Here is a 14,931-nt window from a genome sequence, read left to right as displayed (position 1 = left end):
CCGGCGGTCCCGGCGCAGTGACCCGTACGGAGCGCGGCGGCGCGGGCCAGGGCGTCGAACGCGGCCCTGGACGCCGCGCGGTCTCCGTCATCGGCCTGCACCCGCCGCTCGCCCGGCGCCGGCCGACGCGGCGGCCCGGCCCACCGACCGGTCCGCCCGCCGGGCGAGACCGATCACCCCGGCCAGCCGTTCCACCGCCTCCGGGACCTCCCAGTCGTCGCGCCGCAGCGCGGCCAGCACCGTCGCCGGGGCGACCAGGAGGTCCGGGGCGCCCGTCTCCAGCGCCCGTACCAGCACCGCCCAGCCCGCCTCCCACCGCTTCCGCTCCGGCCGCGCCCCGACGGCGGCCACCACCGCCTCCAGTGCCGCCTGACGCAGATCACCCCGCACCGGCAGCTCGGCGGAGGGCGGATCGGCCAGCAGCGACTCCGGGTCCGGCAGATCCATCCGGTCCAGATGGGCGAGGAGTTCGAGCCCCGGGCCGTCCCCCACCGCGCCCCGCACCAGCTGCGCCAGCACGTCCCGGGAGACGGAGGCGGCGGTGCCGAAGGCCAGCAAGGTCAAGGCGGCCTCCCAGCTGCGGGGCGAGGGCCAGGCACCACCGCGCCGTGTCTCGGTGTTCGGCAGGCGGTGGATCAGCGTCGGCCGGGCTTCCAGGAAGCCGCAGACCGCGCGCCGGGCGAAGGCCACCGCCTCCGGCAGTCGCTCCGGCACCAGCCGGGGCAGCTCCGCCCGGGGCCAGACTCCGCCCAGCCCGCGCACCACCACCTCCCGGTCGTGCACCCAGTACAGATGCACGAACCGGTTGGCCAGCGGTGGGCTCAGCTCCCAGCCGTCCGCCGCCGACGCACGCGGATTGGCGGCGGCCACGATCCGCACGCCCGGCGGCAGTTGCAGCGCACCGACCTTCCGCTCCAGGACGACCCGGAGCAGCGCGGCCTGGACGGCCGGGGTGGCGGTGGAGAGTTCGTCCAGGAAGAGCAGCCCCCGCCCGGCCCGTACGAGTTCGACGGCCCATTGCGGCGGCGCCATCGGCACCCCCTGCACAGCCGGGTCGTCGCCCACGATGGGCAGCCCGGAGAAGTCGGACGGCTCGTGGACGCTGGCGATCACCGTTGTCAGCGGCAGGTCGAGGGAGGTGGCGAGCTGCGTCAGGGCCGCGGTCTTGCCGATGCCCGGCTCGCCCCAGAGCAGCACGGGCAGGTCGGCCGCGACGGCCAGGGTGAGCGCTTCGAGCTGCTCATCGGGGCGGGGCTCGGTGGTGGTGGTCCTCAGAAGCGTCAGGAGATCGTCGGCGAGCGCGAGCTGGGTGCCGGTTCCGGATGTGCCGGCACGGGTGAGTGCCGGCGTTCCGGCGGCCGGGGCGGGCATGAGGGTGGTGCTGGAGGTCATGGACATCACCTGGGTGGAATCAGGGAACGGAAGCGACCCGTTCCGGATGTCGGGGGCGTGCGGCACGGAATGCGCAGCACAGAGCGGAATGCGCAGTACAAAAAGGGGACTTCGGTGGGGCAACCGGTCGGCAGGCCGGATCAGAACAGGGCGATGCGGGGCCGTGTCCGGCTGCTTCGCTTGCGGCGCTCGGCGGGAGGCGTACGACGGTCGAGCCGGGAACGGTGACCGGCCTCCGCGTGTTTCGCGCCGGAGGCGTTCCCGTCCCCGACCGCGCCTGCACCGGGGTGGGCGGTGAAGAGTCCCGAGCGGAAGAGACCATGGTCGACGCGGCGGGCCGCGGCCGTTTCCAGTTCCTGCCGGAGCGGCCCGTCGCGCAGCACCGCGGCGGGACCGAGCAGCCCCTCGACCACGGCCAGCGCTCCGGCGACATCACCGTGGCCGAGCCGTTCCCGGACCGCGGGCAGTGCTTCCGGGTCTCGGTGCACCGCGTCGATCGCCCGCAGGCACGGCAGCGCCGGCCCGCCGAGCGCCACCAGCAGCTCCTCTCGGCGCAGTTGGGCCGGATCGTGGTCGATCGCCGTCAGCACTCCGTTCCGCAGTGCGATCCGGTGCGTCTCGCCGCGGCATTCCACCCGGTGCGGGTCGTCGGGCTCCGGGCCGGACCCCGGGCGGGGGCCTGCCACCGGTGCCCGGCCGGACGCCGCGAGCGCCCCGGTGACGAGCGGGTGCAGCCGCTCGGCCGAGACCAGCCCGGCCCGCAGCAGCTCCAGATCAGGAAGGATCCGCGTCGCCGCCTCGGGCAGCACCGGAAGCGCCGCGACCTCCTGTGGCGGCAGCGCCTCCCGCAGCGACCGGAACGTCGGGGCATGACTGTCGTCGGGGGCGACCAGTTCGAGCACGGCACGGACGCGCGCACCGAGCCGCACCGTGAAGGCCCCGCGAGGGCGCCCCTCGGCCCGCAACAGCAACTCGGCCTCGGCGGCCCAACGCGCCACCGCCCATGGGGAATCGTGACCGACGGGCCGCTCGCACCGCCCATCCGACAGGTCCGGCCGGTTCCACGGCACCGGCCGGCCGGATGTGCCGGGCCGGTCGGGCGGCGACATGGACGGCGCCCCGTCCGTACCGCACCGCCGCGCCAGTTCGCCGCTCTGCCGGGAGTCCCAGAGATGCCGGTGCAGGTCGAGCCGGAAACGTCGGTCGGGATGCGGGTGCGGATGGCGCCCCGGAGCACCGTTCCCTGACCCCTCCCACAGGGCCAGGGACATCCGCTGTCCGGCGTCCGCCCAGGCCGGCGGTGTCCGCACCACCAGCTGCAGGGGCGCGGCGCCGGAACTCCGGTAACGCGCCAGGGAGATGGTGAGGCCGGGACGGAGCCGCCCGTCGGGGGCGATCCGGGGCATGTGCCAGCGGAGCAGATCGGGCGCCAGCCGACGCAGATCCGCACGGAGGCGGGTGACGAGCTCGGTGCCGTGGCGGTCGCGCACGGCGCGCAGATCGAGATCGACGTCGATCCGGGCGGCGGCGCAGGCCCCCGCCCAGTCACCGACCGCACGCCGTGCGGTCGCGGTCTCGATCATGGACAGTGGCACGGCGTACTCACGCACGCGCTGCCACATCAACAGGCGGGTCGGAATCGCGTTCGCGAGGTGATGTGCCATCAGCACTCACCTTGCGCGGACGATTCCCCCATTCCGTACGAGGAGAAGTTCTTCATCTCGCGCATCATAAGCACGGCGACGAAGACCTGTCAGCCTTGTTCCGGTCCGCCCATGGGCCTCTCTCCGGCGCACGCCGCAATACCCGGACCGTACGCCGGGGTCCCGCAGCCGCCGCCCGTGTCGGCCAGCCACGTCCTCCACACATGCCGGGTGTTCGGCACGTCGGGATGGTCCAGGAGCCAGAGAACATGGCCCGCGTGCAGCTGCGCCCATGAGTTCTCCGACCGCAGAGCCCTGTGGAGCCTGCCGCGCAGCTCGTCTCCGTCCACCGCCCGGGCCACCCGCACATACTCACGGTCCTTGCACCGATAGGGCCGCTGGACGACGAGGTCGACCAGCTCGACGAGTTTCGCCCTCACCCGGTCGTCATGGTCGGCAGCGGCCAGCTCCCTTATCAGGGACTGCTTCGTACCCCACGCCTTCGCGTGCTCCGTCCACTCCTGTGGGTACCGGGCCTCCCATTCCAGGAACAGCAGGGCGAAAGGCAGCCCCGCCCAGGCATCGATCGTCCCGGAGTGCTGTCTGCCCCACAGGGCATGGGGCAGACAGTGACGCGCGGCCTCGTCGTACGCCTTCTGGGCCCGTGACCGGGAGGTCGGGAACCAAGCCTTGTAGAGCCGGAGAAGAGCGGACTCGGCCTCTTCACGGGCACCGGCCAGCCGAGCAAGCGCCGTGGCACGTTCGGCGGGGTCCGGTGCTGTCAAGCCGTAAGCCCACGCCAAACGCTCAGTCCACCCGTGGTCGTCGTCGACGCCCGGGTCTGTCGTCTCTGTCACGCGACGGATCATCGCCTGATCGGTGCGCCGGTGCGATCCCTATACGCATGCCCCCTACGCACGGCCGCGCAGGCGAGGTCGGCCGGCCGGATCTGGATGTCGAAGGTGGCAGGGCGCCGGGCGACGCGGCGACACGAGTCGGGTCGTTCCTCAGCCACATCAAAAACGTGCAAGACACCTGGCCGAGGGCGATCGAGAATCGGTGCCATGGATGCGAAACCCGTGAACCTGAGCGAAGCGCTGGCGTCCTTCGACGACGTCTACAGCCCGCGGATCGTGGCCCGCATGAACGACTACGACGTGCGGATCGCCCACACCCTGGGTGAGCACGTCTGGCACGCCCACGACGACACCGACGAGTTCTTCCTGGTCCTCGACGGCCGGTTCGACATCGCCCTGCGCGACGCCGACGGCAACGAGACCACGGTCGTGCTGCGCGAGGGAGACACGTTCGTCGTCCCGAAGGGCACCGAGCACAAACCGTCGTCGCCGGGAGGGGCGATCCTCATGTTCGAACCCACCGGGACCAGGACGACCGGGGACCGCCACGATGGGGAGGTCCCCGACCACGTGGACAGCACCGCGGGCCACGAACTCGGCTGAGCGGTGAACCCGGGGTCTGCGGTATTCCGTGGACCCCGGGGCTTTTCGTCGCACCTCGGGTTCCCGGTGCAACCGCCGGTGACTTCGGGGTGTCGTACCCGCCGTGGCCGAAGAACGTGTACAGCGCAGCGTGAGGTTGTCGCCCGCCGTCTCCACGGCAATAGGCGTCGGGAGTCTGGTCCTTGCCGCCGTGGCGAGTTGGAGCAGCCTGCTGCTGGTCGTACGGGGGCGGGTGGTGCCCGGCTGGGCGCTGAGCGCGGCTCTCCTTGTCATCGCGCTCGTGCTCCGATGGGTCCTCACCCGGGAGGGCGGCCCGGCAGACGCTTCGAGACTCTCGGGGAAGCGAGCCGTCTGGGCATGGTGGGGCAACTGCCTGCTGATCGTCATGGCGGTGCTCGGCACCGCAGGAGGAGCGGTGGACGACCTGATCTCCAGCGCGGAGTACCACGTGCTGCGCCCTGAGGGGCCAGGCGGCTGCAGGGCCGTGGTGCGGGAGACCTCCTTTCTGGTGATCGCCAACGGCGAGGCGTACGCGGTGGGGCGCACCGGCCTGGCCCTGGGCGAGTCGGGATCCTGGGTGGTCGACGACGGTTACCGGCCGATCGACGGAGGCACCTACGCGTTGGAGTGGGGACGGGACGGCGGCTATCTGCAGATCAGCGGGACGAGCACCGACCCGGTCGTCCGCGGGGGATCGGCCGACATCGACTGCGGATGGTGAGGAGACTTCCGGTTGAAGGCCTTCAGCCGGACTACTCGTTCCCCCACCGCAACCACAGCGTCTCGTGCCAGTTGCCGGAGTCGGGGGCAGGACGAGCCACTGAGGGCACCGGTCCGGGGCCCGTCTCGATCAGGTGAACCAGCGTCCAGGCGACGCCGTAGCAGTCGTCGGGCCCGAAACATGTGGCCAGTGCCTGAGCCTCCTCCGCCGTAACCGGTCGGGAGATCGCTCGAAGCTGCTCGTAGCGCCTGTCGATCTCGTCTTCACTCCCGTCCCAGTCGGGGAGGGGACCGTCGGCGATGAACGCCTGCACTTCGGGTCTCATGCTCGAATGATCCGCAGCTGTACCTGTCGCGGCAAGGCGTCTCGGCGAACACGACGGCCGATCCGTGGCCGGGGGCGCCTGCCGCGTTGCACCCTGCGTCACGATGCGGGCCACTGCAGGAAGTCCTGCACGAGGGGGGTCGGCTCGCCCGTCTCGGGGTCGAGGCCGGCGAGCCAGCGTCGCTGCTGCTCGCGCCAGTGCACGAAAGGAGCCGCCTCGCCCCAGAGGGAGGCGTCACCGAGAGGGCATTCGTCGAAGTCGGCGCGCATCATCCTGACCAGGAAATCGACCATGCCGCAGTCGAAGAGTTTCCATCTGGAGTCGCCGTAGCGGATCTGCCGGCGCCAGGCCACCACGGGCCATTTGTCGGGGTCCGGGTCGAGTGTCAGCCAGCCCAGTTCGTTGGCATTGCAGCCGGAGCCCCAGGGCAGGACGACGCTGCTGTCCGCAGTGACGCCGGGGACGCCGCCCTCGCTGTCCCACAAGCCACGGAACCCGGGCGTAGCGTCCAGGACATTGCCGGGGTCCCATTGCACGTAGTCGACGGGCAGCGGCCCCAGGATGCCGAGTTCTCCGATGTCACCCGCGCCATAGACGGACATGAACGCCTTGTAGTCGCTCGGGAGACCGGCACCGAGAGCCTCTTCGGCGGCTTGCCAGTCCACTTGCTCGTCGGCCCCGTGCGCAGGGGATACGAGACTGAGCAGCGGCTTCAAAGAAGGGTTCTGAACGGACATGGCGCTCCCCGTGATCGGCTTGGGCGTCTCACCGTAGGTGCACGCGCTGACAATCCCTGTCGGCGAGGGGACGCTCCGCTGCGCTTGGCGCGGTGGCGTGACAGCTCGGTGTGGCTGGCCGCTGTGAAGCGATTTCAGGGCCCCGCACTCGCGGCACGGTTGAGTACACGTACTCACGCCCTCGCCGCGCACGCGAAGGGAGACTGGGATCATGACCCGTCGTACCGGCACGGCCGCAGCCGCGGTGCTCTGCGTCCTCGCTCTGGGGAGTTGCGGGAAGGCCGTTACCTACGACGAGCCGCTCAGCACCGTTTTTCAGAGCCGTTTTCACATGGGGGGAACATGACCACCATCAAGCTTCTGAGGCCCGCCCTCGCTGCCACGCTTCTGGCGTCGGTGACCGCCTGCGGCGCGTCGGCCGTGCCGGACGTCTCGCCGGGCCCCACGGCCGGTTCGGCGTCCGCTGAGACACGCCGCTCGGCAAACCCCAGGCCGGTCGCGGCCATCATGCCTGATGTCATCGGCGGCAACGCCGGGCGTGCGCACGAACAGATGGGTTCCGACACCGATGTGATCTTCAAGGACGCGAGCGGACAGGGCCGTCCGGTGGACGACCCGGCTGCATGGAAGATCTGCACCTCCCAGCCGGGACCGAATCAGCAGATCACCGATTTCCCGGTGGTCTTCGGCGTGGTGGAGGTTTCGGAGAGCTGCAAGGACACGGTGCCGGAGTGATGACGTAAAGGGGAGAGAAAGCGCGAGGTCATCCCACAGCGATGGCGCTGACGCCAGTGCCGGTCAGGTGCCATGACTCAATCCTTATAGGGAATCGAGCCTCTGTCCGACCCGGGGAGTTCAAAGAGCCCGTCAGCAAGCTGACGGGCTCCCGGGAAATGCTGAGGCTAACCTGTCATCAGGTCAGATCGTCGGTGTCTCATCGACGATCTCTTTGTGCGGTTCGACAATGAACTTCCAGCCATCGCTGGGCTCCATGAATCGCACTCGGGTCGGGTAGATGTCCAAGGCGCGGCGGTCGCGGATCTGGCTGCCCGCGTTCTTCCGCCCCCGGACCGGCTCCTCGAACAAGTCGACCTTGACATCCGGCACCGCGACGAGTTCCTCGCTCCAACGCTGAACAATCCCCGCGCCGAAGGCGTCCCGGGCGGCGGAGTAGAGCGACTCCAGGGATTCCCTGTTCCCGTTGGGCACGAAGAGGGCGAGATTCAGGAGGACGCCGGCATTCTGAAGAACCTCGATTTCTTCCCCTGCCTCGTCGGCAACCCAGATCCCGGACTCTTCGTCATTGTCCGGGAGAGCGCGGACTTCCTGACCGAATATCGTCCTCGCGGTGAAGGACCCTCCCTCGAAATTCTTACCCGGCTCCGTAAGGGAAGCCGGGGCATAGCAGTCGAGAGGAAGGCCGTCCATCTCTGCCGAGACAAAGATTTCGTCCTGGCGGCTCAACTCCGAAACCTCTTCGGCCGTAAGACGTCGAGCCGTGACCTTCTCGGTATTCACGCCATTCCCCTTTTTTCGTGGCGTCCTGCGAATTCATTGAAAACTCTACCACGAAAACGATCACTCAACTCCCGTTCAATTCCTGCTGGGAGAAGAGTAGAAGATTCCTCCCGCGTCACCGGCGAAACGTGGCAAGCGTAGCGAAATGAGCGAAACCTGGGAGGTTCCCCATCCTTCCGGTGATGATCTCGGTAACCCGGCCGTCAAGTGAAATGACGGAGCAAACTTGTCTGAATAAGAAAAAGCGGACGGAGGGTGCCTTGCTGCTCGGCATGTCGCCTGCCGCGCGCTGCCATCCGGCGGGACTTTCGGCTAGGGGTGCAGTCAGGGCGTACTGAAGGGCCTTGCCGGCGGAGGACCGCGTGAGTCTGACATGTCAGTCTTTTGTGATCTTGTGGGATGGGTGAGGGGAGAGGCAGATGCGTCGACGCAGAGGGACCCCGCAGTCGTGACTGCGACCGTGCGTGAGTGGAGGGGCGGCGCGTGCTCGACTCGCCCGAGACTCCCGGAGGGTGCTTCGGCCACACTCCACTCGTGGTCGTGACGTCCCTCGGCTCCCGCCGCACCGCGAGCGCACCAGATCCAGCGGGAAACCACGGTGAAAGCGGCCGAGCCCACCGAGGTCGCAACGGGGCCGCCAGAGTAGATCAACGGCCGATCAAGCCCCAAAAGCCCACAACTTCCCAAGCTGAGGCATGAGTTCCAACGTGTCGATGTGGATGCATGCGACACTGCATGCATGACGAACAACCGAAAGGCCGATGCCTCGTAGACGCCCGTCGCGCCTCAGGGCGCATAACCGGGTGTTCGCCCCGCACCGGGGCGGCTACTCCAAGATCGGTCGGCTCTCCGGACCTGGTCAGGCTCAGATCATCCAGTTGGAACGAACGCGGCTGAGTCCGGGCGTCATCGGGCAGGCCCTCGCACGTTGGTCTAGCATTGCGCGATCCCCTCGGCGTCGCCTTCCACCACTCTTCGCTGACCGCTGCGGCCAACCCGCGTGTTGCCCGGAACCCGCCGACGAGCGGGCCATCTTGGAGGCCGCGATTTGCGCGCTTCCCCTCAAGACGGCTCGCGAGCTGCGTCTCATCGTCCAGCGCTTGGATGAGTTGATCATCCAACGACAGGGCATAGAAACGCACGTCCGTCGCATGAACCGATGGTGGGAGGATGCCTTCTGACTCTCGGCCGATCAGAAGTTCAGCCGTAGTACGACGCAGAGTCCGGCTCCTGCCACAGCCGCGCCAGATGCAGAGGTCAGCCACAGTCAACAGTGGTGGCTAACGGCCGCGGGCATGCCCGCTAGGTCGCCCAGCGAAGCCGCACGTCACCGGCAGAGTGCCCCACCCTCTCTCCTGAAGTGGTTATCCAGCCCGCTCACCGAGTCCACACCCGCTGGAACTCCTCGGCCGGGATGGTCTCCAGCGGATCCTCTTCAGGGTCGATCGCTTGGTCTGTCAGGAAGCCGTGCTCGTCCTCCAGGTGCTCCCAGCTGTACCGGTGGAGTTGGCCGGCCGGAGTCAGTTCGACTTGCTTGATGGCGGTCAACTCGCCGCGGTCGGGTACGGCCTCGAAGTACCACAAGCCGCCCTCCTCGTCAGTGCCGCGGAAGTGGTGCCGCAGGGTGGCGTTCTCATCGAGTGCTCGGAAGTACGCCACGCTCTCTGCTTTGATGCGCTCCAGATCAACCACGGGACCATCGTGCCAGCGAGCGAGCGCGGGTTGCTTCGTTCTGACATCTACGAGTGACATCAGCGACGCCGGACGCCGGCATTCCTGGGCGGTCCGACATGGCCAGTCCGGCCGGGTGGCTCCCCGGCAGTGCCGACCAGCGATCGAACTCCTCATGCGGTGGTCACGCACGAGCGCCTTCCCCGGCCGTCCTTGGCGGCGTAAGGCGCTCGACCAACTTCCGACAGCTCAGTGCGGTGGCCGATGAAGCGGGGTCACGGCTGCCGTCGGTCATCTCTGGCTGTGCAGCAGCTCGGCGTGTGCATCATGGAGCGTGGGCATTGATCTGGAATTGCACTCGACGCGGCCTACCCGCAACTGGCGGAAGTCCCGCGCAACGTTCCTTCGGAGCTCCTACGGGCACGGCGACGCGTTGGCCGATGCGCTCTGCTCGCTCCAACTCCTCGGAGTACCCGGTCGGCTCACTGCCATCGACCCGTACGGGGATACGTTCATGAACGAGCAAGAGTCCGCAGTCGTTCTTCAGGAGATCCAACATCTGAGGCAGCGCTGCGGAGATGAGCGTCAGCTCGCCGCAATGGACGACCTCGCAGCGATGCTTGAACAGTGCGTGGCCACCCCAGGCAGTTGCCTGTGGTTCGCAGGCGACTGAAGCCCGTGCCATAGACGTGCCAGAAGAGACGGGGAACCATGGGGGACACCGGGCAAAGGTCCGCTCCGTCCTCACGGAGTCGGCGATCATGCCGGGCTGTGGTCGATGGTGCACGGCAGCGTGGCTGAGCCGGGTTGGGGTGCAGTGAGGCACATGTGTGCGTGGTCGGTCGGCACGACCGTCATCGTGGCTGACAGTCGGGGCCTGCATGACGCGACGGGGAGAGGAGCCCGGTTGGGTGACCAGGCTCCTCGCCCCGTGGAAGTGGAACGGAAGGTCCATGCGTGCCGAAGCCAGGTGACAAGCCGTCAACAGGGCAGATGCTGCCCAAGTTGGGGACCGATGTCGGGTGAACACGCAAAGCGCCTTCTAACGACCTTGGGGGCGATTGAGCTGGGGGTGCTCATAGGCACCTGGAACTGGCCTGAGATCCTTCGCTCATGAGCACACCACCGGACGGGTTGCCCGTCTACCGAGTCTTGACCGGCCCGGACGACGCCACGTTCTGCCACCGGGTGAGCGAGGCGATCGGCCTTGGTTACGAACTGCACGAAGGCCCTGCCGTCACCTTCAACGGTGAGAACGTCATCGTCGCCCAGGCGCTGATCTGGCCGGCACGGTCGTAGAAACCTTGAGAGTGGCGGTGGTCACGACCGGTTCGTGCGACCCGACACAGGCCCAGCACCGAACTGGTGGTCGTACGACCAACCGACTGCTGACCACACAGCAGCCGACTCGCCAGGTCGGCATGCCCCGAACTCAATCGCTCCCAATGTCGTAAGCCTCTAGTCGTTCGCTGCTTCATGATCTGTTGATCGGCGAGTACGTATGGCCTACGGGTCTGGACCTACCAGCCGCAGAGGTCGTGATGCGGAAATGGGCGGCAACCGTCGCAGCTCTGCCTCGGCCGCCAGCGGTTCGGTGTCTTCGTCCGAATAGATGGCGTGCCCGAAGCCGTGGGGCTGGCCGAGGTCGGCGGCATGCCGCAAGACATGGATCTGCCTGCCGTCGGGGCCGAAGTCGCAGGCAAGGTCGTCTGGGATGCGGACCACAACCATCAGGTGAAGATCAAACTGGACGAGTGGTGCCGGTCCGAGTGATGTCGCTGGGCCGTCCCTGGGCCGTGCAAGGGCGCCCGAGGGTGCTCGGCAGCGACCGACAGTGGCAGACAGTGACAGGCCTGCCACCGTTGCCGGCAGTGAAACCCCAGGTCAGAGGCGCCTGGCGATACGCGTTTCCGCACAGGGGTGGCGGTACGGCAAGATGGGGTGTATCTGCCCACTGCCAGATTCAAGCTGCCGGACGGTTCCTCTTGGCTGAGTTCATTTACACCATGCGCAAGGCGCGCAAGGCGCACGGCGACAAGGTGATTCTCGACGACGTCACCCTGAGCTTCTACCCGGGTGCGAAGATCGGCGTCGTCGGTCCGAACGGTGCCGGTAAGTCGACCGTCCTCAAGATCATGGCGGGTCTTGAGCAGCCGTCGAACGGTGACGCGTTCATCACTCCCGGCTACACCGTCGGCATCCTGCTCCAGGAGCCCCCGCTGACGGAGGACAAGACCGTCCTGGAGAACGTCCAGGAGGGTGTTGCCGAGATCAAGGGCAAGCTCGACCGGTTCAACGAGATCGCCGAGCAGATGGCGGTCGACTACACCGACGAGCTCATGGAGGAGATGGGCAAGCTCCAGGAGGACCTCGACCACGCCAACGCGTGGGACCTGGACTCCCAGCTGGAGCAGGCCATGGACGCCCTGGGCTGCCCGCCCGGCGACTGGCCCGTCACCAACCTCTCCGGTGGTGAGCGCCGCCGGGTCGCGCTCTGCAAGCTGCTGCTGGAGCAGCCCGACCTGCTGCTCCTCGACGAGCCCACCAACCACCTCGACGCCGAGTCCGTGAACTGGCTGGAGCAGCACCTGGCCAAGTACCCGGGCACCGTCGTGGCGGTCACCCACGACCGGTACTTCCTGGACAACGTCGCCGGCTGGATCTGCGAGGTGGACCGCGGCCGTCTCCACGGCTACGAGGGCAACTACTCCAAGTACCTGGAGACCAAGGCCACCCGTCTCAAGGTCGAGGGCCAGAAGGACGCCAAGCGGCAGAAGCGCCTCAAGGACGAGCTGGAGTGGGTGCGCTCCAACGCCAAGGGCCGCCAGGCCAAGTCCAAGGCGCGGCTGGCCCGCTACGAGGAGATGGCCGCCGAGGCCGACAAGATGCGGAAGCTGGACTTCGAGGAGATCCAGATCCCGCCGGGCCCGCGGCTGGGCAATGTCGTGGTCGAGGTGGACAAGCTCAACAAGGCCTTCGGTGAGAAGGTCCTCGTCGACGGCCTCAGCTTCACCCTGCCGCGCAACGGCATCGTGGGCGTCATCGGTCCGAACGGCGCCGGCAAGACCACCCTGTTCAAGATGATCCAGGGTCTGGAGGAGCCGGACACCGGTTCGATCAAGGTCGGCGAGACCGTCAAGATCTCGTACGTCGACCAGAGCCGCGAGAACATCGACCCCAAGAAGACGCTGTGGGAGGTCGTCTCCGACGGGCTCGACTACATCAACGTCGGACATGTCGAGATGCCCTCGCGCGCCTATGTCTCCGCGTTCGGCTTCAAGGGACCGGACCAGCAGAAGCCGGCCGGCGTCCTCTCCGGCGGTGAGCGCAACCGTCTGAACCTGGCGCTCACCCTGAAGCAGGGCGGCAACCTGCTGCTCCTCGACGAGCCGACGAACGACCTGGACGTCGAGACCCTCTCGTCGCTGGAGAACGCGCTGCTGGAGTTCCCGGGCTGCGCCGTGGTCGTCTCCCACGACCGCTGGTTCCTGGACCGGGTCGCCACGCACATCCTCGCCTACGAGGGTGACTCCAAGTGGTTCTGGTTCGAGGGCAACTTCGAGTCGTACGAGAAGAACAAGATCGAGCGGCTCGGCCCGGACGCGGCCCGTCCGCACCGTGCCACCTACAAGAAGCTGACCCGGGGCTGATCTTGCGGCACATCTACCGCTGCCCGCTGCGCTGGGCGGACATGGACGCCTACGGTCATGTCAACAACGTGGTGTTCCTCCGCTATCTGGAGGAGGCCCGTATCGACTTCCTGTTCCGCCCGGACAAGGAGTTCCAGCAGGGGTCCGTGGTGGCACGCCATGAGATCGACTACAAACGGCAGCTGGTCCACCGGCACGCGCCGGTGGACATCGAGCTGTGGGTCACCGAGATCAGGGCCGCGTCCTTCACCCTCACCTACGAGGTGAAGGACCCGGACCAGATCTATGTGCGGGCCTCCACGGTGATCGTGCCGTTCGACTTCGAGGCGCAGCGGCCGCGTCGGATCACCGACGAGGAACGGGAGTTCCTCATGGAGTACCAGGACGACAAGGAGGAGGCCGTCGCCGCATGACGGTGCTCCATCTGGCGGACGACGGGGAGGCGGCGGATCTGGCCGCCTTCCTGTCCCGCCTGATCCACTACGACCGCGGTGCCGCGGTGCGGCTCCAGGCGGCGCGGACGGCGCTGGCGGTGTTCGGCCGGCCGCCGTCCTTCGAGGTGCTCGCGGTTCGCGCGGTGCGGCTCGCCAAGCCCTATGAGAACGGCATCGAGGACCGCCTCGATGTGACCGTCTCGGCGGGCGAACTCCTGGAGTCCGTGGACGAGTCGGCCGCCACGGCCACCGTGCCGGCCGCCGTCACCGGGCCGCCGTGGGCCGGGGTCCTGCCCCCGCGCGGCGGCTGGCGGCCCGAGCCGGGACTGCCCGCGCGTGATGCGCTGCGGGCGGCCGTGGCCGCGGGGGTCACCGAGTTCCGGGCGCGTACGGAGGAGTTGCCGCCCGAGCGGCGCATCCGCACCGAACTCGACCGGATCGGACGGGAGATCTGGTCCCGCACGGTGGGGAACACCGGGCTGCCCGTGCGCGCCGTGCACGCGGCGCAGTCGCTGGGCTTTCTGCGCCCCACCCCCCAGGAGCCGGGCATCGAACCGCTGGGACTGTTCTCCTCGGGCCGATGGCTCCGGCTCCGCACGCCGTTCGGGTCGGTCGCGGTGCGCGGGGCGGATCCCGGCCTGGGGGCTCTGGGCGTCAGCGTGCGCTGAGGGCGCGCATCCGCGGGTGCCCGCCGGGAACCCGTCGGCCCTTCCGGTGATCCGGCGGGGCTCCGGGAACCCGTCGGCCCCCTCCGGCGATCCGTCGGCTCACCCCGGGGTGTTGATCATGAAGCGGGCCGCATGCGTCAGATAGTCCCAGAGCGTGGTCCTGTGCTCCTCGGAGAGCCCCGACTCGTCCACGGCCGTGCGCATGTGCTTGAGCCAGGCGTCATGGGCGGCCTGGTCCACAACGAACGGGGCGTGGCGCATCCGCAGCCGGGGGTGGCCGCGCTGATCGCCGTAGGTCGTCGGGCCGCCCCAGTACTGGATCAGGAAGAGGGCGAAGCGCTCCTCGGCCGGGCCGAGGTCCTCCTCCGGGTACATCGGCCGCAGGATCGGGTCCTCGGCGACTCCCTCGTAGAAGCGGTGCACGAGACGACGGAAGGTCTCCTCACCGCCGACCTGCTCGTAGAAGGTCTGCTCCTGAAGCGTGCCGCGCCGAATCTCATTCACGCAGTCCATGGTCTCAGACCCGGTGACCGAGGACCCGAGGCGTAGGACCACCGTCCGGAGAGTGAGAAGGCCCACAGGACCGGGGTGAGGGGCCCGGGGCCGGGAAGCAGGGCGCCGGAGACATGGCGGACGTGGGCGGCAGGGGGCAGCGGGCGACGACCGCCGGGCTCCTCGGGGCGGGGCACCGCCTTCGCGTACGGGGCCCGCG

16 protein-coding genes are annotated in these 14,931 nt (G+C 68.4%); 8 read left to right on the top strand and 8 right to left on the bottom strand.

What is annotated here, in order from left to right:
- Positions 1–87: 87 nt before the first annotated feature.
- The 3 genes from CP978_RS12625 to CP978_RS12615 all read right to left on the bottom strand — a co-directional run bounded on the left by CP978_RS12625 (position 88) and on the right by CP978_RS12615 (position 3,820).
- Positions 88–1,371, bottom strand: coding sequence for an AAA family ATPase (locus CP978_RS12625; protein ID WP_227745624.1), 1,284 nt, complete (start codon positions 1,369–1,371; stop codon positions 88–90).
- Positions 1,372–1,532: 161 nt separating this feature from the next.
- The gene (locus tag CP978_RS12620; RefSeq protein ID WP_043440294.1) at positions 1,533–3,056 is read right to left on the bottom strand and encodes a hypothetical protein; all 1,524 of its coding nucleotides are present in this window, start codon (positions 3,054–3,056) and stop codon (positions 1,533–1,535) included.
- 89 nt (positions 3,057–3,145) lie between these two features.
- Positions 3,146–3,820 (bottom strand): hypothetical protein, encoded by a 675-nt coding sequence (locus CP978_RS12615; RefSeq protein WP_227745361.1) that lies wholly within the window; start codon positions 3,818–3,820, stop codon positions 3,146–3,148.
- Between the two features lie 279 nt (positions 3,821–4,099).
- Here CP978_RS12615 and CP978_RS12610 point away from each other — a divergent pair, with 279 nt between their 5' ends.
- Both CP978_RS12610 and CP978_RS12605 read left to right on the top strand, forming a co-directional pair.
- Complete coding sequence (locus tag CP978_RS12610; protein WP_043440293.1) at positions 4,100–4,495, top strand: cupin domain-containing protein; 396 nt, start codon at positions 4,100–4,102, stop codon at positions 4,493–4,495.
- 130 nt (positions 4,496–4,625) lie between these two features.
- Complete coding sequence (locus tag CP978_RS12605; RefSeq protein WP_144401443.1) at positions 4,626–5,216, top strand: hypothetical protein; 591 nt, start codon at positions 4,626–4,628, stop codon at positions 5,214–5,216.
- 31 nt (positions 5,217–5,247) lie between these two features.
- On the opposite strand, the gene CP978_RS12600 is transcribed toward CP978_RS12605, so the two are convergent.
- Together CP978_RS12600 and CP978_RS12595 are read right to left on the bottom strand one after the other, a co-directional pair.
- Positions 5,248–5,541, bottom strand: a complete 294-nt coding sequence (locus CP978_RS12600) for a hypothetical protein (RefSeq protein ID WP_052454091.1) — start codon at positions 5,539–5,541, stop codon at positions 5,248–5,250.
- A gap of 98 nt (positions 5,542–5,639) precedes the next feature.
- Positions 5,640–6,278: an SMI1/KNR4 family protein gene (locus CP978_RS12595; protein ID WP_052454090.1), complete on the bottom strand. Its 639-nt coding sequence runs from the start codon at positions 6,276–6,278 to the stop codon at positions 5,640–5,642.
- Between the two features lie 342 nt (positions 6,279–6,620).
- On the opposite strand from CP978_RS12595, the gene CP978_RS12590 reads away from it, so the two are divergent.
- Positions 6,621–7,013 (top strand): hypothetical protein, encoded by a 393-nt coding sequence (locus CP978_RS12590; RefSeq protein ID WP_043440288.1) that lies wholly within the window; start codon positions 6,621–6,623, stop codon positions 7,011–7,013.
- A 183-nt stretch (positions 7,014–7,196) separates the two neighbouring features.
- Here the strand turns inward: CP978_RS12590 and CP978_RS12585 are convergent, their stop codons facing one another.
- Together CP978_RS12585 and CP978_RS12580 are read right to left on the bottom strand one after the other, a co-directional pair.
- Positions 7,197–7,796, bottom strand: a complete 600-nt coding sequence (locus CP978_RS12585) for an alpha/beta hydrolase family protein (protein ID WP_043440286.1) — start codon at positions 7,794–7,796, stop codon at positions 7,197–7,199.
- 1,377 nt (positions 7,797–9,173) lie between these two features.
- Entirely contained in the window at positions 9,174–9,488 is a 315-nt protein-coding gene (locus tag CP978_RS12580) for a hypothetical protein (protein ID WP_043440285.1), read from the bottom strand.
- A gap of 1,092 nt (positions 9,489–10,580) precedes the next feature.
- On the opposite strand from CP978_RS12580, the gene CP978_RS12570 reads away from it, so the two are divergent.
- The 5 genes from CP978_RS12570 (at position 10,581) to CP978_RS12555 (ending at position 14,219) form a co-directional block, all read left to right on the top strand.
- Complete coding sequence (locus CP978_RS12570; RefSeq protein ID WP_043440283.1) at positions 10,581–10,766, top strand: DUF1737 domain-containing protein; 186 nt, start codon at positions 10,581–10,583, stop codon at positions 10,764–10,766.
- Between the two features lie 318 nt (positions 10,767–11,084).
- A complete protein-coding gene (locus tag CP978_RS34850) occupies positions 11,085–11,240 on the top strand; it encodes a hypothetical protein (RefSeq protein WP_158508329.1) in 156 nt (51 codons plus the stop codon).
- A 212-nt stretch (positions 11,241–11,452) separates the two neighbouring features.
- Positions 11,453–13,117, top strand: coding sequence for an energy-dependent translational throttle protein EttA (gene ettA, locus CP978_RS12565; RefSeq protein ID WP_043440282.1), 1,665 nt, complete (start codon positions 11,453–11,455; stop codon positions 13,115–13,117).
- A gap of 2 nt (positions 13,118–13,119) precedes the next feature.
- On the top strand, positions 13,120–13,530 hold the full coding sequence (locus CP978_RS12560; RefSeq protein ID WP_043440281.1) for an acyl-CoA thioesterase: 411 nt from the start codon (positions 13,120–13,122) through the stop codon (positions 13,528–13,530).
- On the top strand, positions 13,527–14,219 hold the full coding sequence (locus tag CP978_RS12555; protein ID WP_043440280.1) for a DUF8185 domain-containing protein: 693 nt from the start codon (positions 13,527–13,529) through the stop codon (positions 14,217–14,219). Before CP978_RS12560 ends, CP978_RS12555 begins: the two co-directional genes overlap by 4 nt.
- A 99-nt stretch (positions 14,220–14,318) precedes the next feature.
- Here the strand turns inward: CP978_RS12555 and CP978_RS12550 are convergent, their stop codons facing one another.
- Positions 14,319–14,732 (bottom strand): globin, encoded by a 414-nt coding sequence (locus CP978_RS12550; RefSeq protein ID WP_043440278.1) that lies wholly within the window; start codon positions 14,730–14,732, stop codon positions 14,319–14,321.
- Positions 14,733–14,931 lie beyond the last annotated feature (199 nt).

The organism is Streptomyces nodosus, assembly GCF_008704995.1.
GTDB lineage: Bacteria > Actinomycetota > Actinomycetes > Streptomycetales > Streptomycetaceae > Streptomyces > Streptomyces nodosus.
The sequence above is the reverse complement of the archived record's forward strand: the minus strand, read 5'-3'. Positions and strand labels throughout refer to the sequence as shown.